18 protein-coding genes and 1 tRNA gene are annotated in these 23,071 nt (G+C 70.1%); 12 read left to right on the forward strand and 7 right to left on the reverse strand.

All coding sequences use genetic code 11. The features are described from left to right. The first annotated feature begins 41 nt into the window (after positions 1-41). The 8 genes from AB0P24_RS08375 (at position 42) to AB0P24_RS08410 (ending at position 12,105) form a co-directional block, all read left to right on the forward strand. On the forward strand, positions 42-3,302 hold the full coding sequence (locus tag AB0P24_RS08375) for a Tat pathway signal protein (RefSeq protein ID WP_365791487.1): 3,261 nt from the start codon (positions 42-44) through the stop codon (positions 3,300-3,302). A 261-nt stretch (positions 3,303-3,563) separates the two neighbouring features. Beyond that, the gene (locus AB0P24_RS08380) at positions 3,564-4,664 is read left to right on the forward strand and encodes a LacI family DNA-binding transcriptional regulator (RefSeq protein WP_365791489.1); all 1,101 of its coding nucleotides are present in this window, start codon (positions 3,564-3,566) and stop codon (positions 4,662-4,664) included. A gap of 472 nt (positions 4,665-5,136) precedes the next feature. Then, a complete protein-coding gene (locus AB0P24_RS08385; protein WP_365791491.1) occupies positions 5,137-6,513 on the forward strand; it encodes an extracellular solute-binding protein in 1,377 nt (458 codons plus the stop codon). Further along, entirely contained in the window at positions 6,510-7,448 is a 939-nt protein-coding gene (locus AB0P24_RS08390) for a sugar ABC transporter permease (protein ID WP_365791493.1), read from the forward strand. The genes AB0P24_RS08385 and AB0P24_RS08390 overlap by 4 nt, the downstream gene beginning before the upstream one ends. Beyond that, positions 7,445-8,269, forward strand: a complete 825-nt coding sequence (locus AB0P24_RS08395; protein WP_365791495.1) for a carbohydrate ABC transporter permease — start codon at positions 7,445-7,447, stop codon at positions 8,267-8,269. Before AB0P24_RS08390 ends, AB0P24_RS08395 begins: the two co-directional genes overlap by 4 nt. A gap of 231 nt (positions 8,270-8,500) precedes the next feature. After that, positions 8,501-10,063, forward strand: coding sequence for a sucrose phosphorylase (gene gtfA, locus AB0P24_RS08400; protein WP_365791497.1), 1,563 nt, complete (start codon positions 8,501-8,503; stop codon positions 10,061-10,063). 200 nt (positions 10,064-10,263) lie between these two features. Continuing rightward, positions 10,264-11,124 (forward strand): aldo/keto reductase, encoded by an 861-nt coding sequence (locus AB0P24_RS08405; protein ID WP_365791499.1) that lies wholly within the window; start codon positions 10,264-10,266, stop codon positions 11,122-11,124. A 48-nt stretch (positions 11,125-11,172) separates the two neighbouring features. Next, positions 11,173-12,105, forward strand: coding sequence for an aldo/keto reductase (locus tag AB0P24_RS08410; RefSeq protein WP_365791501.1), 933 nt, complete (start codon positions 11,173-11,175; stop codon positions 12,103-12,105). Positions 12,106-12,202: 97 nt separating this feature from the next. On the opposite strand, the gene AB0P24_RS08415 is transcribed toward AB0P24_RS08410, so the two are convergent. Continuing rightward, a tRNA-Thr gene (locus AB0P24_RS08415) sits at positions 12,203-12,279 on the reverse strand. Between the two features lie 234 nt (positions 12,280-12,513). Here AB0P24_RS08415 and ugpC point away from each other — a divergent pair. The 3 genes from ugpC (at position 12,514) to AB0P24_RS08430 (ending at position 15,161) form a co-directional block, all read left to right on the forward strand. Continuing rightward, positions 12,514-13,650, forward strand: a complete 1,137-nt coding sequence (gene ugpC / locus AB0P24_RS08420) for a sn-glycerol-3-phosphate ABC transporter ATP-binding protein UgpC (protein ID WP_365791503.1) — start codon at positions 12,514-12,516, stop codon at positions 13,648-13,650. Between the two features lie 223 nt (positions 13,651-13,873). After that, positions 13,874-14,335 (forward strand): hypothetical protein, encoded by a 462-nt coding sequence (locus AB0P24_RS08425; RefSeq protein WP_365791504.1) that lies wholly within the window; start codon positions 13,874-13,876, stop codon positions 14,333-14,335. A gap of 94 nt (positions 14,336-14,429) precedes the next feature. Continuing rightward, complete coding sequence (locus AB0P24_RS08430; protein WP_365791506.1) at positions 14,430-15,161, forward strand: nucleotidyltransferase family protein; 732 nt, start codon at positions 14,430-14,432, stop codon at positions 15,159-15,161. 230 nt (positions 15,162-15,391) lie between these two features. Here AB0P24_RS08430 and AB0P24_RS08435 read toward each other — a convergent pair whose 3' ends face one another. The 6 genes from AB0P24_RS08435 to AB0P24_RS08460 all read right to left on the reverse strand — a co-directional run bounded on the left by AB0P24_RS08435 (position 15,392) and on the right by AB0P24_RS08460 (position 21,703). Next, positions 15,392-17,059 carry a DoxX family protein gene (locus AB0P24_RS08435; RefSeq protein WP_365791508.1) on the reverse strand — a complete coding sequence of 556 codons (1,668 nt, stop codon included), beginning with the start codon at positions 17,057-17,059 and terminating at the stop codon, positions 15,392-15,394. Between the two features lie 123 nt (positions 17,060-17,182). Further along, on the reverse strand, positions 17,183-18,124 hold the full coding sequence (rlmB, locus tag AB0P24_RS08440) for a 23S rRNA (guanosine(2251)-2'-O)-methyltransferase RlmB (protein WP_365791510.1): 942 nt from the start codon (positions 18,122-18,124) through the stop codon (positions 17,183-17,185). A 98-nt stretch (positions 18,125-18,222) separates the two neighbouring features. Further along, positions 18,223-19,620, reverse strand: a complete 1,398-nt coding sequence (cysS, locus tag AB0P24_RS08445) for a cysteine--tRNA ligase (RefSeq protein ID WP_365791512.1) — start codon at positions 19,618-19,620, stop codon at positions 18,223-18,225. 118 nt (positions 19,621-19,738) lie between these two features. Further along, a complete protein-coding gene (gene ispF, locus AB0P24_RS08450; RefSeq protein WP_365791514.1) occupies positions 19,739-20,230 on the reverse strand; it encodes a 2-C-methyl-D-erythritol 2,4-cyclodiphosphate synthase in 492 nt (163 codons plus the stop codon). After that, positions 20,220-20,972, reverse strand: a complete 753-nt coding sequence (gene ispD / locus AB0P24_RS08455) for a 2-C-methyl-D-erythritol 4-phosphate cytidylyltransferase (RefSeq protein ID WP_365791516.1) — start codon at positions 20,970-20,972, stop codon at positions 20,220-20,222. Before ispD ends, ispF begins: the two co-directional genes overlap by 11 nt. A gap of 248 nt (positions 20,973-21,220) precedes the next feature. Then, positions 21,221-21,703: a CarD family transcriptional regulator gene (locus AB0P24_RS08460; RefSeq protein WP_003953493.1), complete on the reverse strand. Its 483-nt coding sequence runs from the start codon at positions 21,701-21,703 to the stop codon at positions 21,221-21,223. Positions 21,704-22,329: 626 nt separating this feature from the next. Here AB0P24_RS08460 and AB0P24_RS08465 point away from each other — a divergent pair. Further along, the gene (locus tag AB0P24_RS08465) at positions 22,330-23,010 is read left to right on the forward strand and encodes a DUF461 domain-containing protein (RefSeq protein ID WP_365791518.1); all 681 of its coding nucleotides are present in this window, start codon (positions 22,330-22,332) and stop codon (positions 23,008-23,010) included. Positions 23,011-23,071 lie beyond the last annotated feature (61 nt).

A 23,071-nucleotide genomic window follows, 5' to 3' on the forward strand; every position in this document is an offset into this window, starting at 1 on the left:
CGCCACCATTGCCTCAACGTTCTTATTCCAGGGGGGAATTGATGGCGCATTCCGTGCCCGGCACCGGTTCCGGCACATCGGCGAGACCCGGGCGGCTCACCGCCGTGACGGTCCTCGTCGTGTCCCTGCTCACCTCGCTGCTCACCCTCACCGGCGCCGGGTCCGCCCGCGCCGACGACCCGGTGTGCGCGCCGCTGGCCCTCGCCCCCTTCGGCGACCCGGGCGACGCCGTCGGCAGGGCGACCGTCCCGGCCCGGGAGAGCGCCTGCTTCACCGTGACCGCCCCGGCGGCGGGCCTGTACCTGGTGTCGCTGGACGACAGCCACAACAACGCGTACACCGAGATGTCCGCCGCGGACGGCACCCCGGTGGACTGCTACGACGAGCAGTTCTCCGAGCAGGGCCGCTGCCAGGTGCCCGCGGCCGGCAGCTACACCGTCACGGTCGTCAACAACGGCTGGGCCGACCCCGAGGACGCGCAGGTCACCGTCGTCCCGCTCGGCTCGGACACGCCGGGCTGCTTCGACTCCACCGGCACCGGCTGGGACCTGCCCACGGTCACCCGGACCTCGGCGAGCCCGCTGGAGGCCGACTGCCAGGCCTTCGAGGGCAGCCCCGGCGAACGCGTCCTGCTCTCCCGGGACACCAAGCTCTACGGCGGCATGGTCGCCTGGATCACCGACGCGAGCGGCGCCCGGATCTGCCCGCGGATCACCGCGGACGACGAGGACACCCTCAGCTGTGTGCTGCCCGGCACCGGCCCCTACCGGGTGATCTCCCAGGTGACCAGCGCGGACTTCCCCGCCGAGTACACGGTCAAGGTGCGTTCCCTGTCCGACCCGCAGGGCTGCCGGACCGCGTCCGTACGCCCCTTCGGGAAGCTCACGGACCTGGACTTCGGCGCCGACCCCTGCTTCACCTTCACCGTCGACAAGGCTGCCGCCCTCCTGGTCCACGCGGTCGACGAGGACTCCGCGGACCCCGCCCTCGTGTTCGACGCGGCCGGGAAGATCGCCTGCCGGGAGACCGACCCCTGCCGGCTGCCGGGCGCGGGCACCTACACCGCCGTCCTGGACGACTCGTACGCCTTCCAGGAGATCCATGACGACCTCGTCGTCCTCGACCGCGCCTCCGACGCCGGATGCGTGGCCACCGGGACCGGCGTGTACCGGGGCGAGCTGAGCACGGTCGGCGAGTACGACTGCCTGACGCTGGACGCGCCGCAGGGCGCCCGCATCGCCGCGCTCACCCCGCTCGCCGTCTCCGGTGTCGACGTCGACGTGCAGGTCTTCGACGCCGCCGGCACCGAGCAGTGCACCGCGACACAGCTGGCGGGCGGCGACTGCGCGCTGACCGGTACGGCCCCCTACCGGGCCCTGGTGCACACCGAGGACTCCGGAGCGGACGCGGTCGGCCCGTACACGATCGCCTTCCACCGCACCGACGCGGCCGGCGGCTGCCCGGTGCTGCCCGCCGGCAGCTTCACGGCCGACGGCGCGAAGGCCGCCCTCACCACCGGCGACGGCGTCTTCTCGCAGTGCCTGACCATTCCCGCCGACGCCCACACCGGCGCCGAGGTCTTCCAGCTGATCGCCACCTCGGGCGGCGTACCGGCGCAGTTCTCGGTGCTGGACGCCACTGGCAAGAAGGTCTGCGACCGGTCCGCCACCACCAACGGCTGGACGGTGTGCGGGCTCACCCCGGGCCTGGCCCACACCGTGCTCGTCACCGGCCGGGACCAGACCGCCATGTACACGCTGACCCGGCGCGACGTCAGCGCGAGCGCCTCGACGGCGGGCTGCGCGAAGACCGCGGCGACCAGGGTCGGCGGCCCGTCCCTGACCGCCGCGTACGGCGGACCCGGCACCCTGGACTGCCACCAGGTCACCACCGACGCTCCCACCGATGTCGTCCACGTCAACGTGCGGGACGCCCTGGGCACGGCGAACATCGCGGTGATCGGCGGCGACGGCAGGACCGAGTGCTCCTTCCGCAACAGCGCCTGCGCGGTGACCGGCTCCACCACCCACCAGGTCCTGGTGCAGACCCCGGTCTCCCTTCAGGCCGCGCCCGAGTACCACCTGGACGCCCTGCGCATCGCGACCGCCGACGGCCCCGCGCCGGAGTGCACCCGGGTCCCGTCGGTGTCGTACGGCTACGGCCCGGTCACCGGCACCCTCGACGAGGCGCACAGCGCGGTCTGCGCGGTGCTGCCGACGGCCGGCCTGGACCGTTTCTCGGCCGCCGTCGAGGACACCACCGGCGCGACCGCCACGGCCGTACCGACGCTGTACAACCCGGCGACCTGGCGCAACGGCTGCACCTACTCCATCGGCTCGGACGGCGCGGGCTACGACTGCGCCGTGCTCGGCTCGTCCTCGGCGGCCACCCCGACGGTGTTCGTGCTCAGCCTGCCCGAGACCGCGTCCGGCACCGCCTACAGCGCCCGGCTGGCCTGCCGGTCCACCCTCTGCGGGCCCGACAAGGTGAGCGTCACGGGGATCAGCCCGGCCACCGGGGTGAGCGGCGCCAAGGTCAAGGTGACGGTCACCGGCACCGCCCTCGGCCCGGACACCGAGGTCCGGCTGAGCCTGGCCGGCCGGACCGTCTCCGCGAAGGCCGACTCGGTCGCCGCCGACAACCGCTCCGTGACGGCCACCCTGGACCTGACGGGTGCGGCGGCCGGCACCTGGAACGCCAGCGTGTTCACCACGTGCTGCGAGTACCCGCGCGGCACCTTCACGGTGACCCAGCCCCAGCTGACCGGCACGGCCGCCCCGAAGATCACCGGCACGGCCGAGGTCGACGCCAAGGTCACGGCCACGACCGGGAGCTGGTCGGCGGCCCCGGGCACGTACACGTACCAGTGGCAGGCCGACGGCAGGGCGATCTCCGGGGCGACCGCCGCGTCGTACACCGTCCCGGCCGCCCTCCTCGGCAAGAAGCTCACCGTGACCGTGACGGCCGCGAAGAGCGGCTGGCTCAGCGGGACGGCGACCTCGGCCGCGGTGACGGTCGCCAAGGGGGACGCGCCGAAGGCGACCAGGGCGCCGACCGTCGGCGGCACGGCCAGGGTCGGGAAGAAGCTGACGGCGGCGCACGGCACCTGGAGCCCCGCGGCGACCTCGTACGCGTACCAGTGGTACGCGAACGGCAAGGCGATCAGCGGTGCCACCAGGTCCACGCTGACCCTGAAGGCGGCCCAGAAGGGCAAGAAGATCACCGTGAAGGTGACCGCCCACCGCACCGGCCACAAGGACGGCACGGCGACCAGCAAGCCGACGAAGACGGTCACCGGCTGAGCCCGAGGTCACACCGTCCGGGTCCGGAGACGCGCCCCACCACCCCACCGCACGAGGGGAAAAGGGACCGTCCGGGCCCGGACGGTCCCGTGGTCCGCGTCCACGGCACTGCCTGCGGCCGGCCCCGAGAGCCGCGAAAACACCGCTCACGCACGGGCGTTGGCCCTCCCACGCGATGCGTCTACGCAAGCGCATGCGTTCTTTGCGTTCCAGCGCGAGCCTCAGGGCCAAAGATCCCCTGAGAAAGTTCAGCTCAAGCGCTTGCGCACGACGAGGAGCTGGCTTACGTTCTGGTCGTCCGCCCCTCAGACGTCCGCGAACAGCGCAAGCGGAAGGCACCACATGACCGTCAGTCTCACCGATGTCGCGCAGGCGGTGGGTGTCTCGCCCTCCACGGTGTCGCGTGCACTGCGAGGTCAGACCGGTGTCTCCGACGAGGTCCGGGCACGGATCGCGGAGACCGCGGCCTCTCTCGGCTACGTGGCATCACGCTCGGCATCGAGTCTCGCCAGCGGGCGGACGTACACGGTCGGGGTGGTCGCCCCGTACCTCGGACGATGGTTCTTCGGCACCGTGCTCGACGCGGCGGAGCAGGTTCTCAGCGCCGCCGGGTACGACGTCCTGCTCTACAACCTCGGCTCGCCGGACGTGCGCAAGCGCTTCTTCACCAAGCTCCCGGTGCGCAAGCGAGTGGACGCCGTTCTCTCGCTCCTCATCCCCGACGAGGACGAAGCCGCCGCTCTGCGGTCACTGGACGTGCCGCTGGCCGCGGTCGTCGGTGCGGCCCGCCCCGGCTTCACGGTGGTGGGCATCGACGACCGGGCCGGGGCGGAGGCGGCCGTCCGGCATCTCGTCAACCTGGGGCACCGCAGGATCGGCATGATCGCCGGCAGCAGCGGGCCGCTGCACTGGACGACCCCCGTCCAGCGTCGGCTCGCCTATCTGAACGTGCTGGGCGAAAGCGGCATCACCTACGACGCCCAGCTGGAAGTGGACGGTGAATACACGGTCGAGGGAGGTGAGCGGGCCATGAGCAGGCTGCTGGCGGTCACCAACCCTCCCACAGCCGTGTTCGCCCAGTCCGACGAGATGGCGATGGGAGCGTTGCGCGCCCTGCGGCTGCACCGGCTCAGGGTGCCCGACGACATCTCGCTCATCGGCTTCGACGATCACGAACTGTCGGCGGTGGTCGGTCTCACGACCATCGCGCAGCCTGTCGCCGACCAAGGCGCAGAAGCGGCCCGGCTGCTCCTGAGCCGGCTCGACAACCCCGACGCGAAGGTGGCGGACCACATGCAAATGCCGACCAGGCTCGAACTACGCGACACCACTGCCCCGCCCCGCGTGGTGGCGCCGTCGTAGCCCGTACGCCGGAGCCTGCGGAGACTGCCGTGCTCGACCTCTTGCGACACGGACCGCAGGTGTCGCAGCACCCGGTGCAACGGCTCTCACGTGGCCGTTCTCCACGAGTGCGCCGGGCGCATCCCTGGCGCGACTCCCGCGGCGCCCGCCACCCCGACCGGGTCGCACCACGTCGGGGACAGCGCGGCACCGCCACGCATTCCCCCTCTGACCTCTTCGCACGGTACCGCCACCTGCCCTCGCGGTCCCACGGTCCACGCGGTACCTGACCTCACATACCGTTGCCGCCGTTCTCGGCCGCAACCGCCAGTGCGAGACGGCGCGTCGGTTGATCGATCGATCCATCCGGCCGGGAAATCGCCTCCCTCGTTCACCGGGCACGGACAACCCCGCGAACTCACTGGCGCCCCCTTGATCTGAAAACTCCCCCGCACTGACAAGTGCCGTTCCGTACACGCCAGAAGGAGTCGCCATGTCCCGATTCGATTCTCCCAAGCGGCAGCAGACGTCCGGGATATCTCGTCGACGGGTGCTGTCCGCTGCCGCAGGCATGGCTCTGACCGCCGCCTGTAGCGCTCCCGGAAGCTCGTCGGGCGGGGCCGCCGCCGGGAGCACGGCGGGCAAGGCGGTCGACACGGCGGCGCCGAAGGGGCCCGTCACCCTGAACTTCTACGTCGAGACGGGCTTCCCGCTGCCGGTGAAGCTCGCAGAGGAATTCCAGAAGCAGTACCCGAACATCAAGATCAAGATCCGCCAGGACCAGTTCGCTGTCATCACCCAGAACGCTCCGCGGGTCATGGCGAGCAGTGACGCGCCCGACCTGATCCGCATTCCGACGATCGTCGCGTCCGTCAAGGACGGCCTGCTGGCCGACCTGGACGGATATGCCCAGGCATACGGCTGGGACAAGTATTCCAGCGGCCTGATCGACCAGATGCGGGTCAGCGACAAGGGTGTCCGCGGCAGCGGACCGCTGTACGCGCTGGGAATCGGCTACAACGTCACCGGAATCTTCTACAACAAGACCCTCGCCGCCAAGATCGGCATGACGAATCCGCCCAGCACGGTGGCGGAACTGGAAAGTCTGCTGGCCAAGGCGAAGAAGGCCGGGGTTCAGCCGATCGTGCAATTCAATGACATCGGCGGCATCAACTTCCCGTTCCAGGCGCTGCTCAACCAGTACGAGGACCCCTCGAAGATCGCGGACTGGGTGTTCGACCGGCCCGGAGCCGATCTGAACACTCCGGCCACGGTCAAGGCCGCCGGCACCATCGCCTCCTGGGGCGCGAAGGGCTACTTCACCTCGGACGCCAACGCCCTGACCTACACCGACATGATGTCCCGGTTCGAGAAGGGCGGGGGCCTTTTCATGTTCAACGGCGACTGGGAATCGCAGAACCTCGCGAAGTCGATGGGCAAGAACGTCGGTTTCTTCCTCGCGCCGCCCGCCTCGGCCGGCGGCCGCCTGGTCGCCATGAGCGCGCCCGCCACGTACGCGATCCCGACGAAGTCGAAGAACACCGCGACGGTGGCCTTCTTCCTGAACTGGGTCCACACCGACAGCAGGGCACGCAAGATCATTGTCGATGTCACCGGTTCCTCGCCCGGCGGCCCCACGGACCTGGCACTTCCGGCCGTCGCCAAGGGATCCGTGGTCGCGCAGACGCTGCAAGCCACGAACGATCTCGCCCGCAAGGGTGTCGCCGTTGACTTCACCGCGAACGCGACGGCCGGCATCTACGCCAACACCATCAAGCCGGAACTGCAGAAACTCATCACCGGCCGCGAAACCGGAGCGGGTTTCGCGAAGAAGCTCCAGGCCGATTACGAGAAGGAGCTGTCGCAGTGACGCTTCTCTCCGACCGCACCGCCGCTTCCGGCCGACGGAACCCGGCGTCCCGTCGGCCGGGATCCCGGCCCTGGGCGCGGCGCTGGGTGGGACTGCTCTTCGTGCTGCCGGCACTGGTGCCGTACGCGGTGTTCGTCCTGCGCCCGCTGGTGGTGTCGGCGCAGTACTCCCTCTACGACTGGAACGGCATCGGAGCCGCCCGCTTCGTCGGATTCGACAACTACCGTCAGGTCCTGACGTCCTCCGATCAGCTGACGCCGATCCTCCACGCCTTCGAGCTGATCCTTTTCTTCACCGTGATCCCCGTGTGCCTGGGGCTGGTCACCGCGGCCCTGCTGCACGGCCTGCCGAACGGGCCGCTGGCCAAGACGGCGCGCGTGGTGCTGTTCGTACCGCAGGTCATTCCCCTGGTGGCCGCCGCACTGGCGTGGAGCTGGGTCTACTCCAGCGACGGAGTGCTGAACCAGTTCCTGCGGACGATCGGTCTGGGCAGCTGGTCAAGGGCCTGGCTCGGGGACTTCACCTGGGCCTTCACCGCCGTCGGCCTCATCGGCTCGTGGGTCTCCCTGGGGCTGTGCACGCTGCTCCTGATAACGGGCATCAACAAGATCGACCCCACCCTGTACGACGCGGCCAGGATCGACGGCGCCGGCCCTGTCCAGGAGTTCATGGCCGTCACCCTTCCCGGCCTTCGCCGCGAGATCGGCGTCTGCGTCACCGTCACGGTGATCGCCGCCCTCGCCAGTTTCGACATCGTCTACGTGACCACGCAGGGCGGCCCCGGCACCCAGACACTCGTCCCCGGCCTACAGATCTTCCAACTCGCGTTCACCCAGCGGGACGTCGGGCTGGCGTCGGCCACCGCCATCGTCCTCATGGCGCTCGTCCTCCTCGTCGTCACCCCCCTGCAACGCATCTCCCGAGGCGCAGAATGAACCATCGCCTTCCTCAGCTCATCGCCGGGCGGGTCATGCTCGTGCTGTTCATGGCGGCGACGGCCATCCCGTTCCTGTCACTGTTCACCACGGCACTGGCGCCGCAGAACACCACGCCCCACGGCATCAGCTGGCCGTCCCACCCGCACTGGCACAACTTCGTCGACGCCTTCCACGCAGCCGATCTGATGCCCCTGCTGGGCTCCAGCCTCCTCATCGTGCTGGGCGTCGTCCCTGTCGCCCTGGCCCTCGCCGCCGCGGCCGGCTACGGACTGGCCGTGCTGGGATTCCCCGGCGCCCGCGTCGTCTTCGGTCTCCTGCTGCTGGGCCTCACCGTTCCCACCGAGTCGCTGATCACACCGCTGTACTACCAGGTGGAGTCGATGGGGCTGCTGAACACGCGATGGGCGCTCATCCTCCCGCTCATGGGGCTGTTCATGCCCTTCAGCGTGCTCTGGATGCGCACCTTCTACCTGTCCCTGCCGAAAGAGCTCACCGAGGCGGCGTCGGTGGACGGGGCAGGACCGTGGACCGTCTTCCGCCGCGTCCACCTCCCGCTGGCCAGACCGGCCATCTCCTCCCTGGCGATCCTGCTGTTCCTGTGGACGTGGAACCAGTTCCTCCTCGCCATCGCCCTGATCGACGATCCCGCGAAACGGACCGTCGCCGGAGCCCTCGGCGCCTTCCAGGGGCACTACGGCACCAACGTGGTGCTCCTGTCCGCCGGTTCGCTGCTGATCATGCTTCCGGCGGTCCTCGTCTTCGTGGTCTTCCAGCGGCACTTCGTCACGGCTCTCCTGCAAGGAGCTGTCAAGGGATGACCACGGCGTTCCGCGAACGCCGCAGAAGACCCTCACCGCAGCTCCGTACGACCCCCGCGCGGCTCCCACCCCCCGCCTGTCCGCCGGCGTCGGCCCGCGGGTGCGGCTGGCCCCGCCTGTCCGACCTCCGAACGCCGGACCTGCCCGCCCCCGCCCGCCGACGTCATGCGCGAGCCACCCCCCAGACCTGAACCAGTGGCCGCCCCCACACCAGCCCGAAAGGTAGACCGCATGACCAGCGCAGGCCCCGCGACCCCGGACGCCTGGTCCGCAACGGGCCCCCAGCTCATCACCTACGCGGACCGCTTCGGCGGCTCCCTGCAAGGTGTGCGCCACCTGATGGACGGCCCGTTCCAGGGCGCCTTCGCCGGGCTCCACGTCCTTCCGTTCTTCGTTCCCTACGACGGCGCCGACGCGGGCTTCGACCCCGTCGACCACACGAGCGTCGACTCCCGCCTGGGCGACTGGCAGGACATCACCGATCTGGCCGCGCACCACACGGTGATGGCGGATGCCATCGTCAACCACGTATCGGCCCGGTCGGAAGCGTTCCGCGACGTCGTCCAGCGCGGTGAGGACTCCGACTGGGCACCGATGTTCCTCACGTATGACGCGGTCTTCCCCGACGGTGCCACGGAAGAGGACCTGACACGCATCTACCGGCCGCGGCCCGGACTGCCGTTCACCCCCATGACTCTGGGAGGACGGCAGAGGCTGGTGTGGACCACGTTCACGCCCGAACAGATAGACCTCAACGCCGCGCACCCTCTGGGAGAGGCCTACCTGGCCCGGGTGCTGTCCTCCCTCACCTCCGCCGGCGTGCGGATGGTACGTCTGGACGCCGCCGGCTACGTCGGCAAAAGGGCCGGCACGGACTGCTTCATGACCGACGAGGCATACGCCGTCATGGACCGCCTGGCGTCCTTGGCCCACGAGCAGGGTGCACACATCCTCGTCGAGGTGCACGGCCACCACACACAGCAGATCGAGATCGCACGCCGGGTGGATCTCGTGTACGACTTCGCGCTGCCCCCTCTGGTCCTGCACACCCTCATGACAGGGGACACCGGACCGCTTGCCGCGTGGCTGCGGATCCGTCCGGAGAACGCGGTGACCGTGCTCGACACGCACGACGGCATCGGCGTCATCGACATCGGCCCCTCCCAGCTCGCCCCCGGCAGACCCGGCCTCCTGTCCGCCGAGCAGATCGACAACCTGGTCGAGACCATCCACGCCAACAGCGGAGGATCGAGCCGACTGGCCACCGGTGCCGCCGCCTCGAACCTCGACCTGTACCAGGTCAACTGCACCTTCTACGACGCGCTCGGCCGGAACGACCGGGCCCATCTGCTGGCCCGTCTGCTCCAGCTCTTCGTCCCGGGCATCCCCCAGATCTACTACGTCGGCCTCATGGCCGGCAGCAACGATCTCGACCTGCTCAGCCGCACCGGGGTGGGCCGGGACGTCAACCGCCACCACTACACGGCCCACGAAGTGGACGAAGCGCTGAAGCGGCCGGTGGTGAGCACTCTGCTGGACGTGCTGCGCGCCAGGAACGGTCACCCCGCCTTCACCGGGAACTTCACCTGCACCACGGACGGGCCCGTCATGGTCCTGCGATGGGACTCCGAGAACGGGGCCACCGCCCAGCTGCGGGCGGACGTCAGCGCCATGACGTTCCGCGCCCGTTTCTCACGCCGGGGGGACGGAGACGACGGACTGGACATCACGGAAGCGTCTCTCGGCCCCGGCCAGGACAGCGGCATGGCTGTCACCTCACCCGGCAACGGCTGACCCCCACTCCATTCATCCATCCCGCTTCTGAATGTCATGAAGAGCGACTGTTGGACTTGTGAATCATCGGTTCCTAGGCTCGCCCAGGCAGGCCTTCAGCGAGCGAAGACCCCGCGCGAGACGACCGCGCGCGAGACGACTTCGTACGAGAAGGCCTCGGCCACCTGTCTTCTGTCTTCCACATCCGGAGGAGACGTTCGATGAAGCAACGCACGATCGGCGGGCGGACGGTGTCGGCGATCGGGCTCGGCGGCATGCCGATGTCCATCGAGGGCCGGCCCGACGCCGGCAGGTCGATCGCGACGATCCACGCCGCGCTCGACGCCGGTGTCACGCTCATCGACACCGCGGACGCGTATCACCGCGACGCCGGCGAGGTCGGACACAACGAGGAGCTCATCGCCCGGGCGCTGCGCGAGTACGGCCCCGGAGCGGGCGACGTGCTCGTCGCGACGAAGGGCGGTCACCTGCGGCCGGGCGACGGCAGTTGGACCGTGAACGGCGATCCGGCCCACCTCAAGCAGGCCGCCAAGGAGTCGGCCAGACGCCTGGGCGTCGAGGCGATCGGCCTCTACCAGTTCCACCGCCCCGACCCGCGCGTCCCGTACGCCGATTCCGTCGGTGCGATCCGGGACCTGCTCGACGAGGGCGTGATCCTCATGGCGGGCATCTCGAACGCGACCGTGCACCAGATCGACGAGGCGAACGAGATCCTGGGCGGCCGGCTCGCCTCGGTCCAGAACCAGTTCTCGCCCAGGTTCCGCTCAAGCCAGGGCGAGCTGGAGCACTGCGCCGGACTCGGCATCGCGTTCCTGCCCTGGAGCCCGCTGGGCGGCATTGCCAACGCGCCCGCGCTCTCGGCACAGCACGCCGTCTTCCGAGAGGTCGCTGACGAGGTGGGCGTCAGCGTCTACCGGGTGACCCTGGCCTGGGAGCTCGCCCTCGCACCCGTGGTGGTGCCGATCCCCGGGGCCTCTCGTCCCGAGAGCATCCGCGACTCGGCCGCCGCCACCGACGTCACGCTGACCCCCGAGCAGATCTCCCGCCTGTCGGCGGCCTGAGACGCCCGGTACCGGCACCGCACACCGCTTACGGACAAGGAACCCACCGTGAAAACCTTCAAGCTGCCCGGCACCGAGATGGTCGTCCCGAACATCGTGCTCGGCCTGATGCGCATACAGGACAAGAGCGACGCGGAGGTACGAGAACTCCTCGCCGCCGCGATGGACGCCGGCATCACCTTCCTCGACCACGCCGACGTGTACGGCAGCGAACTGCACGGCTGCGAGCGCCGTTTCGCCGAGGCCATGCAGCTGAGCGCCTCGCAGCGCGAGAAGCTGATCATCCAGTCGAAGGCGGGCATCGTCCGCGAAGGCCCGTACTTCGACTTCTCCTACGAACACATCGTCGAGTCGGTGGACGGTTCGCTCAAGGCTCTTGGCACCGACCACCTCGACATCCTGCTCCTGCACCGCCCCGACGCGCTGGTCGAACCCGAGGAAGTGGCGCGGGCGTTCGACGAGCTCGCGACGGCGGGCAAGGTGCGGGCCTTCGGCGTCTCGAACCACACGCCCCGCCAGATCGACCTGCTGAAGCGCCACGTCGCTCAGCCGCTGGTGGTCAACCAGCTCCAGCTGTCGATCACACACGCTCCGCTCGTCGCGCAGGGCGTCGCGGCCAACATGCAGGGCCTGGACCAGTCGGTCAGCCGCGACGACGGACTCCTGGACTACTGCCGCCTGCACGACATCACCGTGCAGGCCTGGTCGCCGTTCCAGGCCGGATTCTTCGACGGACCGTTCCTCGGCTCGGAGCGCCACCCCGAACTCAACGCCGTCATCGACCGCCTGGCGGCGAAGTACGGTGTGCCCGCCCTCGCCATCGCGACCGCCTGGATCACCCGGCACCCCGCCCGGATGCAGGTCGTCATCGGTACCACCACACCGCAGCGCGTCACGGACGCCGCCCTCGGATCGGACGTCCCGCTGACCCGCGCCGAGTGGTACGAACTGTTCCGCGCCGCGAACTACATCGTTCCCTGACCGCCCCTCCGCGCCGCCCCCTTACTCAGGGTGACAACTCGTGGACAGACAGCGGCGCCGCCGGCTCACGAGCCAGGCGGCGGGTCATCCATGCTGGTGGAGCCCCCTGTCGGATTCGAACCGACGACCTACGCATTACAAGTGCGTTGCTCTGGCCAGCTGAGCTAAGGAGGCCTGCACGCGCGCGTGGCGCTGACGTGCCAGTGCAGTGTACCCACGTCCCGGGAGGGGCCTGTCGAAAATTTCCGTGAAGTTCACAGGGCTCCAGGTACTGACATACCGGGTGAACGCCAGGTACCGTCCTGATCCAGTTCACTCGCGTGGGCTACACCGAGTGGACTACACCAACCACCTTCCTACAACGGATCGTCCGGCACGTTCCTGCCGGTAGAAGGGGGCCTCTGAGCCATGGCCACTGTCACGTTCGACAAGGCGACCCGGATCTACCCGGGTTCCACCAAGCCCGCCGTCGACGGCCTCGACATCGCGATCGAGGACGGCGAGTTCCTCGTCCTGGTCGGCCCGTCGGGTTGCGGAAAGTCCACCTCGCTGCGGATGCTCGCGGGCCTGGAGGACGTCAACGCCGGCGCCATCCGCATCGGTGACCGCGACGTCACGCACCTGCCGCCCAAGGACCGGGACATCGCCATGGTGTTCCAGAACTACGCCCTCTACCCGCACATGACGGTCGCCGACAACATGGGCTTCGCGCTCAAGATCGCCGGCGTCAACAAGGCGGAGATCCGGCAGAAGGTCGAGGAGGCCGCGAAGATCCTCGACCTCACCGAGTACCTGGACCGCAAGCCGAAGGCGCTCTCCGGTGGTCAGCGCCAGCGTGTCGCGATGGGCCGCGCCATCGTCCGTGAGCCGCAGGTCTTCCTCATGGACGAGCCGCTGTCCAACCTGGACGCCAAGCTCCGTGTCTCGACCCGTACGCAGATCGCGTCGCTTCAGCGCCGTCTCGGCATCACCACCGTCTACGTCACCCACGACCAGGTCGAGGCCATGACGATGGGCGACCGGGTCGCGGTCCTCAAGGACGGTCTGCTCCAGCAGGTCGACTCGCCGCGCAACATGTACGACCGCCCGGCCAACCTCTTCGTCGCCGGCTTCATCGGCTCCCCCGCCATGAACCTGGTCGAGGTCCCGATCACCGACGGCGGCGTGAAGTTCGGCAACAGCGTGGTGCCGGTCAACCGTGAGGCCCTTCAGGCCGCCGCCGACAAGGGTGACCGCACGGTGACCGTCGGCGTCCGTCCCGAGCACTTCGACATCGTCGAGCACAACGGCGAGGCCGCCTCCGCCCTCTCCAAGGACACCGAGGACGCGCCGGCCGGTCTCGCGGTCTCCGTGAACGTCGTCGAGGAGCTCGGCGCCGACGGCTACGTCTACGGCAGCGCCAAGGTCGGCGACGAGCTCAAGGACCTGGTCGTCCGCGTCAGCGGCCGCGCGGTCCCGGAGAAGGGCGCCACGCTGCACGTCGTGCCGCGGCCGGGCGAGACCCACGTGTTCTCGACGTCCACGGGCGAGCGTCTCTCCGACTGAGCGATCAAGCAGAGAAACCTCCGGCCAGGGTGAATTCACCCAGGTTGACGGAAAGGGCCCCGCGACCTGCTGCGGGGCCCTTTCCGTTGCCCGGTTCACCCTGGCAAGCGGGTGGTTTTCGAGCAGTGTGCGTCAACCCCGTACCCGGAACACGGCACTTTCCCATCCCCCGAACCGGTGACTAAATGTCGCCAAATCATCACCACGCGCTACCCTCACACGCGTGAAGCACTCCACCACCCCTCAGACGCGACGCGGCCACCGGGGCGGCCCTGCCCGCCGGATCGGCCACACCCTCGCCCTCGTCCTGCCCGTCGTCCTGGTGCTCTCCGGGACCCTCGCGGTCACCCGCGTCGACTGGACCGGGTCCCCGCGGAGCTCGGTGCTCACCGCGACCGACGTGACCGACGCGCACGTCTCCTCCAAGGCCCTCTCCCAGGCCCCGCAGGACGTGCTGCGCGACCAGTTGATGACCGAGCTCCAGGACAAGAACCCCGGCCAGGTCCTCACCCACCTCCAGCAGGCGGTGAACGGCCACCCGGCGCTGGCGCGGCACTGCACGTCCATCGCCCGCGCCCTGGGCCGGGCCGCGGTCCGCATCTACGGCGCCTCGCGCGCCCAGTCGTACGCCCGCCCGGTCTGCGACACGTCCTTCGCGTCCGGCGTGCTGGCCGCGCACAGTTAGCAAGCTCTCACGCCGGTTGGGAAATGGGTAACGGCTCCTTAAGGGGCCACCCGCGGCGGGTAGCCGACCACGGGGCGCGTCGTACAGTTCGGGCATGACCCATCCGAACGCCGCGTTGCGCCCCACTCAAGCCGTGGTCCTGGCCGGTGGCCAGGGCTCACGGCTTCGTCCGTACACCGACGACCGGCCCAAGCCGATGGTCGAGATCCCGGGTACGGGCACGCCGATCATCGGCCACCAGTTGACCTGGCTCGCCGAGGAGGGCGTCACGGACGTGGTGATCTCCTGCGGCCATCTCGCCGAGGTCCTGCAGAAGTGGCTGGCGACGGCCGACCTGCCGCTGTCCGTCACGACGGTGGTGGAGACCGAGCCGCTCGGGCGGGGCGGCGGCCTCAAGTACGCGGCCGCGCATCTCCCGCACACCGACCGGCCCTGGTACGCCACGAACGGCGACATCTGGACGCGGTTCTCGCTGCGCGACATGGCCGACTTCCACACGGAGCGGGACGCGGTGGCGACGCTGGCGCTGGCGCGGCCACGGATCCCGTGGGGGGCCGTGAAGACGGACGGCTTTGGTCACATCACGGACTTCATCGAGGCACCGCCGTCCACGTTCGAGATCAACGCGGGTGTCTACGTCTTCTCTCCCGAGTTCGCCGCGATGCTGCCCGAGCGTGGGGACCACGAACGGACCACGTTCCCGCATCTGGCCCGGAGCCGGCAGCTGGCCGGGTTCCCCATTCCGCAGGGGGCGTACTGGCGGGCGATCGACACGGCGAAGGATCTGTCCGAGGCGGCGAAGGAACTGGCCTCGCTGGGGCGGTAGGCCGAGGGGGGGCGGGCCGCCGTCGTCCACTGCGGGTGTGTGGGGCCTGAGCGCGCAGTTCCCCGCGCCCCTTTGGGGGGGGCGGGCCGCCGTCGTCCGCCGCCGGTGCGTGGGGCCTGAGCGCGCAGTTCCCCGCGCCCCTTTTGGTGGGGTGTGGTGGCGTTTCTTTTCTGGTATGGCGGTGGGCCCCTTGCCGTGAGGTGTGGGGCCCATCGTCGTGGGGGGGGCTGTCAGCCGAGGAGGCCGCCTACCAGGCCTGGCTGGCCCGAGGAGGTGGCGCCGCCGCCGGTGCTGCCGGTGTGGTTGCCGGTGCCGCCGGTCGTCGAGGAGGTGCCGCCGGTCGCGGTGCCGCCTGAGGTGGGGCCCGCTGTGGTCGGTGCGGGGGCGGTGTGCTGGGGCGGGGCCTGGCCGGTGGTGCCCTGGGTCTCGCTGGGGGTCGTGGTGCTGGCGCCGCTCGTGCTGTCGTCGGCGCCGGGGGTGGTCGCCGACTGCGAGGGGCTCGACGTGGCGCCCCCGGAGGGAGCCGTGGAGGCCGACGGGGTCTGGTGGCGGGGCTCGGCCGACTCGCCGGGCAGCGCGTCGCCGGGGAGGTTGTTGCGGGGCGCCTCGCCGGGACCGGGGACGACCACGCGGCTGGAGTCGCGGACCGCGCCGCCCAGGAGCGAGCCGACGAGCAGGGTCAAGCCGACGGTGACGGCCGTGATCAGGGCGCCCCGGCGGAGCACGTAGGCGCGCAGGTCCCAGATGTCGGAACGGGGGCCGAGGCGTCGCCAGGCGCTGCCCGCGAGGCGGCCGTCCACGGAGTAGACGGGGGCGCCGGCGGTGATCAGCGGCGACCAGGCGGCGAGGTAGATGATGTCGGGGGCGTCGTACGCCGGGACGGTCTTCCAGCTGACGGTGACGATGAGCGCGGCGGAGAGCAGCGCGCCGACGACCGCGGCGACCCGCTGCCAGCAGCCGAGGACGGTCAGGACGCCGACGATCACCTGGAGGAAGGCGATCACCAGGCCGGAGCCGACCGGGTGCTGGAGGGCGAACTGGCGCAGCGGCTCGGCTACTTCCCAGGGGTGCAGGGTGTTGAGCCACTTGACCATGGAGCCGCGCTTGCCGCCGTCGAAGTAGACGGGGTCGCAGAGCTTGCCCATGCCGGCGTAGACGGAGATGAACCCGAGGAAGATGCGCAGCGGGAGCAGAACCATGCCCAGGTTCATCCTTCGGCCCGGGTAGTAGGCGTGCCGGGCCGGGTCGCCGTCGCCGGACCGCCGGGCCGACCGCGGTTCCCCGAAGTCCTCGAACTCGTCGTCGGCGTAGGCCGGTTCGTCGTGGGCCGGGTCGCCGTAGGTCAGGTCGTCGTAGGCGCTGCCCACCGGCGGCATGTTCGGGAGCAGGCGGTTCTCGCCGGAGGCCGGGGAGCGCGGGTGGCCGACCATCGGCGTCTCGACGGTCTGTCCGACGGCGTCGTAGCCGTCGTCGACGCGTGGGATGACCTGGGTCGCGCCTGCCGGTTCGGCGGCCTCCTCGGTGTGCCGGACGCTGCCGCCCCGGACGGCCTGGAGCAGCCGGTGGGCGCCGGTGTCGTCGGGCGCGGACCTGCCGCTCCAGACGACCGGGCGGCGACGGCCGGGCACCGCTCCCGCTCTGCCCGCCGTGCCGACGACCGGGATGCGCGCGGTGTCCTCGGTGGCGCTCAAGTGCCGTGCGACCCGGGGGGACTGGGTACGCCGTGTCGATACGCCCAGCTGCACGCGGAAGCTCGCGTTGTTGACGATGACCTGCGCCGGATCGCTCGGCACCTTCACCATGCTCAGCGCGGGAGCGTCGTCGGGCCCGGAAACGAATCCGGAGCGGAATCCCGGCGAGCGGTCCCCCGTGGGTGTGCGGGGTGTTCTGGTGTCCACACACAACTAACCGAGTGACGTCGGGTTAGGACACTGCCTTGACCGGCCGGATGTGTCCGGACCCCGTCAAGGATGTCCTGGACGCCGGAATTACTCCGCGCGGGTGCGGTCACGGACGTCTGTTCAGCTCCGCTGCCGAGCCGCCTCGTACAGCACGATCCCCGCGGCCACACCCGCGTTGAGCGACTCGGCACCACCCGGCATCGGGATCCGGACCCGGAAGTCGCAGGTTTCGCCGACCAGCCGGGACAGGCCCTTGCCCTCGCTGCCGACGACGATGACGACGGGTCCGCCGAGGGCCTCCAGGTCGCCGATCTCGTGCTCGCCGTCCGCGGCGAGGCCGACGACCACGATGCCGGCCTTCTTGTACGACTCCAGGGCCCGGGTCAGGTTCGTGGCGCGGGCGACGGGCGTACGGGCCGCCGTACCGGCCGACGTCTTCCAGGCACCGGCGGTCATGCCGGCCGCGCGCCGCTCGGGGACGACCACGCCGTGGCCGCCGAAGGCGGAGACCGAGCGGACGACCGCGCCCAGGTTGCGCGGGTCGGTGACCCCGTCCAGGGCGACGATCAGCGGGTCCTCGCCCTCGTCGTAGGCCGCCTCGGACAGGTCCTCGGGGTGCGCGTACTCGTACGGCGGGACCTGGAGGACCAGGCCCTGGTGGTTGAGGCCGTTCGTCATGCGGTCCAGCTCGGGGCGCGGCGCCTCCATGAGGTTGATGCCGCCGCGCTCGGCCGCGAGCTGCAACGCCTCACGGACCCGCTCGTCGTTGTCGATGAACTGCTGGACGTAGAGGGTGGAGGCCGGCACGCCCTCGCGCAGCGCCTCGACCACCGGGTTGCGGCCGACGACCATCTCGGACGTGCCCCTGCCGCCCCGGCCGCGTACCACCGGACGGCGCTGGGTCTGCTTGGCCTTGGCCGTGGCGATGCGGTTCTTCTTGTGCCCCTTGCGCATCTCGGCGGGCGGGGTCGGCCCCTTGCCCTCCAGGCCCCGGCGCCGCTGGCCGCCACTGCCGACCTGCGCGCCCTTCTTGCCGGACATGCGGCGGTTGTTGGCTGCCATGAGTTACCCGTCTCCGTGAGCTTCGTTTCGTACGTACGTCTTATGCAGTGTGCCGCCCGGGGGGCCGGGCGGCACAGTCGATCTTGCTGGCTGGGGTGCTAGGCCTTGAGGGTCCAGCGCGGGCCGGACGGGCTGTCCTCGATCGCGAGGCCGGACCGGCCCAGCTGGTCGCGGATGGCGTCGGCGGTCGCCCAGTCCTTGCGGGCGCGGGCGGACTCGCGCTGGTCGAGGACGAGGCGTACGAGGGTGTCGACCACGGTGTGCAGGTCCTCGCCCTTCTCGGCCTCGCCGGACCAGTGCGCGTCCAGCGGGTCGAGGCCGAGGACGCCGAGCATGGCACGGACCTCGGCGAGGCGGGCGACGGCCGCTTCCTTGTCGTCGGCGGCGAGGGCGGAGTTGCCTTGGCGGACGGTGGTGTGCACGACCGCGAGCGCCTGCGGGACGCCCAGGTCGTCGTCCATCGCCTCGGCGAACGCGGGCGGGACCTCGGGCGAGGGCTCGACGGTTCCCCCGGCCAGCTCCACCACGCGCTGCACGAACCCGTCGATCCGCGCGAACGCGGCCTCGGCCTCGCGCAGCGACTCCTCGCTGTACTCGATCATCGAGCGGTAGTGCGGGGTGCCGAGGTAGTAGCGCAGCACGATCGGGCGCCAGTGCTTGACCATCTCCGAGACGAGCACCGAGTTCCCGAGGGACTTCGACATCTTCTCGCCGCTCATGGTGACCCAGGCGTTGTGCACCCAGTACCGGGCGAAGTCGTCGCCGAACGCCTTGGCCTGGGCGATCTCGTTCTCGTGGTGCGGGAAGATCAGGTCGAGGCCGCCGCCGTGGATGTCGAAGGCCTCGCCGAGGTACTTGTGGGCCATCGCCGAGCACTCCAGGTGCCAGCCGGGCCGGCCGCGCCCCCACGGCGTCTCCCAGCTGGGCTCGCCCGGCTTCGCGGACTTCCACAGCGCGAAGTCCCGCTGGTCCCGCTTGCCGGTCTCGCCCTCGCCCTCGGGCTGGCGGAGGTTGTCCAGCTCCTGGTTGGAGAGCTGGAGGTAGTCCGGGTAGGAGCGCACGTCGAAGTAGACGTTGCCGTCGGCCTCGTAGGCGTGTCCGCGCTCGATCAGCCCGCGCATCATCTCGATCATCTCCGGCACGTGTCCCGTCGCGCGGGGCTCGTACGTCGGCGGGAGGCAGCCGAGCGCGGTGTAGCCGTCGTCGAACGCGCGCTCGTTCTCGTAGCCGATCGCCCACCAGGGGCGGCCCTGGTCGGCGGACTTGGTGATGATCTTGTCGTCGATGTCCGTGACGTTCCGGATGAACGTCACCTGGTAGCCGCGGTATTCGAACCAGCGGCGCATGATGTCGAAGTTCAGACCGGAGCGGATGTGCCCGATGTGGGGGGCCGCCTGCACGGTGGCACCACAGAGGTAGATCGAGACACAGCCCGGGATGAGCGGGGTGAAGTCACGGATCTGCCGGGCGTTGGTGTCGTACAGGCGAATAGTCACGGGACCTAGGGTAGTGGGCCGAGGGTGGTGGATGGCACCGGTATGCGGAGCGCCGTGATCGGCCGCGAGTGCGCCGTGGCTTCTCGCGTGGTTCTGCGCGCCCCTTGAGCGGGACCGGTCAGCCCTGTTTGACGACCAACGCCGTCGCGACCGCCATAAGGCCCTCTCCTCGGCCGGGAAATCCCAGACCGTCCGTCGTGGCCCCCGAAACCGAAACCGGGGCGCCCGCCGCATTCGAAAGGATCTTCTCGGCCTCGTCGCGGCGCTTTCCGATCTTCGGGCGCGGGCCCACGACCTGTACGGCGATATTCCCGATCAGGAATCCCGCGGCCCGGACGATCCGGGCCGCCTCCGTCAGCAGGGTCACCCCGGACGCGCCCGACCATTCCGGCCGCCCCGTGCCGAAGTGCTGCCCCAGGTCGCCCAGCCCCGCCGCGGAGAACAACGCGTTGCACGCCGCGTGCGCGACGACGTCCGCGTCCGAGTGGCCGGCCAGGCCCGGGCCCTCGCCTTCCCACTTCAGGCCCGCGCACCACAGGTCGCGGCCCTCCTCGAAGGCGTGGATGTCGGTGCCGATGCCCACCCGGGGGAGGATCACCTCAGAAGCCATCGTTGAGCCTCCTGCGGGCCAGGACCGCCTCCGCGAGGACCAGGTCGAGGGGCCGGGTGACCTTGAAGGCCTCCTCGTGGCCGGGGACGACCACGACCTGTTCGCCGAGCTGCTCGACCATGCCGGCGTCGTCGGTGACGTTGCCGGTGACCGTCTCGTGGGCGCGGACCAGCGTCCTGCGGTCGAAGCCCTGGGGCGTCTGGACGGCGCGCAGGCGGGCGCGCTCGGGGGTGGCCAGCACCGGCTCGGGGTCGCCGGGGACGGCGGCCGGCTCGACCTCCTTGACCGTGTCGGCGAGCGGGAGGGCGGGGACGACCGCCGGGGCGCCGTCGCGGACCGCCTGGATCACCGCGTCGACCGTGTCGACGGGGACCAGGGGGCGGGCCGCGTCGTGGACCAGGACGATGTCGTAGTCGGGGGGCAGCGCGTCCAGGCCGAGCCTGACCGACTCCTGGCGGGACTCGCCGCCGGGGACGACGAGGAAGTCGGTGCGGTCGGGAAGCGCGTGAACGTCGAGGAGGGACTTGACCTCGGGCGCGCCGTCGGGTGGGGCCACGACGACGACCAGGGAGACCGCGCGGGAGGCGGCGAGGGCGCGCACGGCGTGGATGAGCATGGGCGTGCCGTTCAGCGTGCGCAGCGCCTTGGGGGCGCCCGGACCGAGCCGTACGCCCCGGCCGGCGGCGGGAATCACGGCCGCCGTGCGCGGTTCCGGACGCGAAGGACGCGAATCGTCAGACATCGGTTCCTGTCAGGTTTGTGTGCGGGGGCGGCGTGGGTATGGCCTGGGAAGTGCCGGGCGCGACGCCTTGACCGGACCCTTCCGTGACACTGGTCGAGCCAGCAGCCCGGGCCCGGCACGCCTAGTATCGGGGGTTCCCCGAGGACGTACGCACACATGCCGCAGCGCCCGGCGACAGTGAGTGTCATCGGGCACCGCGGCATTCGGGTGTGCGGAGCTTCAGCGTGCTGAGCTGGACTGCGTCTGCGTCAGGACGCGAGGACCTCGTCGAGCAGGGCCTCGGCCTTGTCCTCGTTCGTGTTCTCCGCGAGGGCGAGCTCGCTCACCAGGATCTGGCGGGCCTTGGCGAGCATCCGCTTCTCACCTGCGGAGAGTCCGCGCTCGCGCTCACGACGCCACAGGTCACGCACGACTTCCGCGACCTTGATGACATCGCCGGAGGCGAGCTTCTCCAGGTTTGCCTTGTAACGACGGGACCAGTTCGTGGGCTCCTCGGCGTACGGCGCGCGCAGCACCTCGAAGACCCGGTCCAGCCCGTCCTGACCGACCACATCACGCACGCCGACGAACTCCGCATTGTCCGCTGGCACACGTACCGTCAGGTCACCCTGGGCGACCTTCAGCACCAAGTAGGTCTTGTCCACGCCTTTGATCTGGCGAGTTTCGATGGCCTCGATCAGCGCGGCCCCGTGATGGGGATAGACCACGGTGTCGCCAACCTTGAACGTCATGTGACAGGTACCCCTTCCGTGGCTATCCAGGGTAACACGGAAACCGGCGGTTCTGAATGGCGTTTTCGCAGGTCAGGGCATATCTCGGGGCTTGACAACAGCAACAGGAACGTGCTTCGCGGGCCTCCGGGAAGCAGGTATTCGCAGGTGGGAGCGGCTCTCCGGGCGAGGTGAAACGCGCACGTTACACACATCCGGAGGCTCGCCCGGGTGGCCGAACATCCACATATGTCCGGTTCCAAGCGTACGACTTCCGCTACTCCGTTCGGTTGCCGGAGCCGGATCCCGGATGTTTCCAGAATTGATCACGGGGCCGACTGAACGGTGCGCGAAGCCGCACCTGAAGCAGTGTGTGATCAATTTTCCCGCAGGTCGCGCATTCCTTCACGGAAATTTTGCGCGTGGTGTTGCGGGCGGGTTATGTGAATGCGGGACGAGCGTCGCTCCAAAGCGACCGAAGGGGCACTTGTGGATGCCCGTGGGTACCCCTGCTTGAGGGAAGCGAGGGGCTTGGGGAGGGTCGGGTGCGGCGGCGCGGGAACGGCTCGGTAACCTAAGGCCGCTGACAGACACTTAGGGCGGCTTTACAAGGGGGCCGCCCGCGCGTTCAAGGAGTTGCCGCCGCCGTGAGCAGCAGCCTTCGACGCGGCGCCCTCGCCGCCGCCACCATCGCCTTCTCCGTCGCCGCGCTCGCCGCCTGCGGCGCCGGCAACGACTCCCAGACGCTACAGATCAAGCCGGACAACGCGGCGACGAGTGTCGGTGCCATCAAGGTCCAGAACGCGATCGTGATCACCCAGCCCGACCTCACGTCGACCGGGCCGGCCGTGATCGCCGCGACCATCTTCAACACCGGCACCGTGCCGGAGACGTTGCAGTCGATCGTCGTCGCCGGCACCGGCATGACCGCCGAGCTGCACGCCACCAAGTCCCAGCCGCTGACCATCCAGGCGGGCGGCCGGCTGATCCTGGGCGGCAACGGCAACGCCTCCGCGGTGCTCGCCAGCAGCCGCGAGGCGGTCCGCGACGGCAACGCGCAGAAGATCACGTTCACCTTCAGCAAGACCGGTGACGTGAGCCTGCGCGCGTTCGTCGTGCCGGCCGAGAGCTACTTCACGGGCTGGGGCCCGAGCGCGGTGCCGTCGGCCTCGGCCTCCGCGTCCGCCTCCTCGTCGGCCGCCGCCGGCTCCCCGGCCGCCGGCTCCACGGCGAGCGGGAGCACCAAGACGGGCAAGAAGAACAAGGGGTCCGCGAGCGCCTCGGCCACCCCGACGGACTCGGCCTCCGCGTCGACGAACGCGGGCTGAGCGGTCGTACCGACGACGCCAGAAGGGCGGTACCCCCGAGGGGGGCCGCCCTTCGTCATAC

Origin of the sequence: Streptomyces sp. NPDC086519 (assembly GCF_040686075.1) — a bacterium.
GTDB classification, from domain to species: domain Bacteria; phylum Actinomycetota; class Actinomycetes; order Streptomycetales; family Streptomycetaceae; genus Streptomyces; species Streptomyces shenzhenensis.

Bases quoted from the DNA above. Each gene is read 5' to 3' on its own strand.
- ispF (WP_365791514.1), bottom strand. From the start codon at position 20,230: ATGGCTTCTGAGGTGATCCTCCCCCGGGTGGGCATCGGCACCGACATC.
- ugpC (WP_365791503.1), top strand. From the start codon at position 12,514: ATGGCCACTGTCACGTTCGACAAGGCGACCCGGATCTACCCGGGTTCC.
- AB0P24_RS08460 (WP_003953493.1), bottom strand. From the start codon at position 21,703: ATGACGTTCAAGGTTGGCGACACCGTGGTCTATCCCCATCACGGGGCC.
- AB0P24_RS08385 (WP_365791491.1), top strand. From the start codon at position 5,137: ATGTCCCGATTCGATTCTCCCAAGCGGCAGCAGACGTCCGGGATATCT.
- rlmB (WP_365791510.1), bottom strand. From the start codon at position 18,124: ATGGCAGCCAACAACCGCCGCATGTCCGGCAAGAAGGGCGCGCAGGTC.
- AB0P24_RS08430 (WP_365791506.1), top strand. From the start codon at position 14,430: ATGACCCATCCGAACGCCGCGTTGCGCCCCACTCAAGCCGTGGTCCTG.
- AB0P24_RS08375 (WP_365791487.1), top strand. From the start codon at position 42: ATGGCGCATTCCGTGCCCGGCACCGGTTCCGGCACATCGGCGAGACCC.
- AB0P24_RS08405 (WP_365791499.1), top strand. From the start codon at position 10,264: ATGAAGCAACGCACGATCGGCGGGCGGACGGTGTCGGCGATCGGGCTC.
- ispD (WP_365791516.1), bottom strand. From the start codon at position 20,972: ATGTCTGACGATTCGCGTCCTTCGCGTCCGGAACCGCGCACGGCGGCC.
- gtfA (WP_365791497.1), top strand. From the start codon at position 8,501: ATGACCAGCGCAGGCCCCGCGACCCCGGACGCCTGGTCCGCAACGGGC.
- AB0P24_RS08395 (WP_365791495.1), top strand. From the start codon at position 7,445: ATGAACCATCGCCTTCCTCAGCTCATCGCCGGGCGGGTCATGCTCGTG.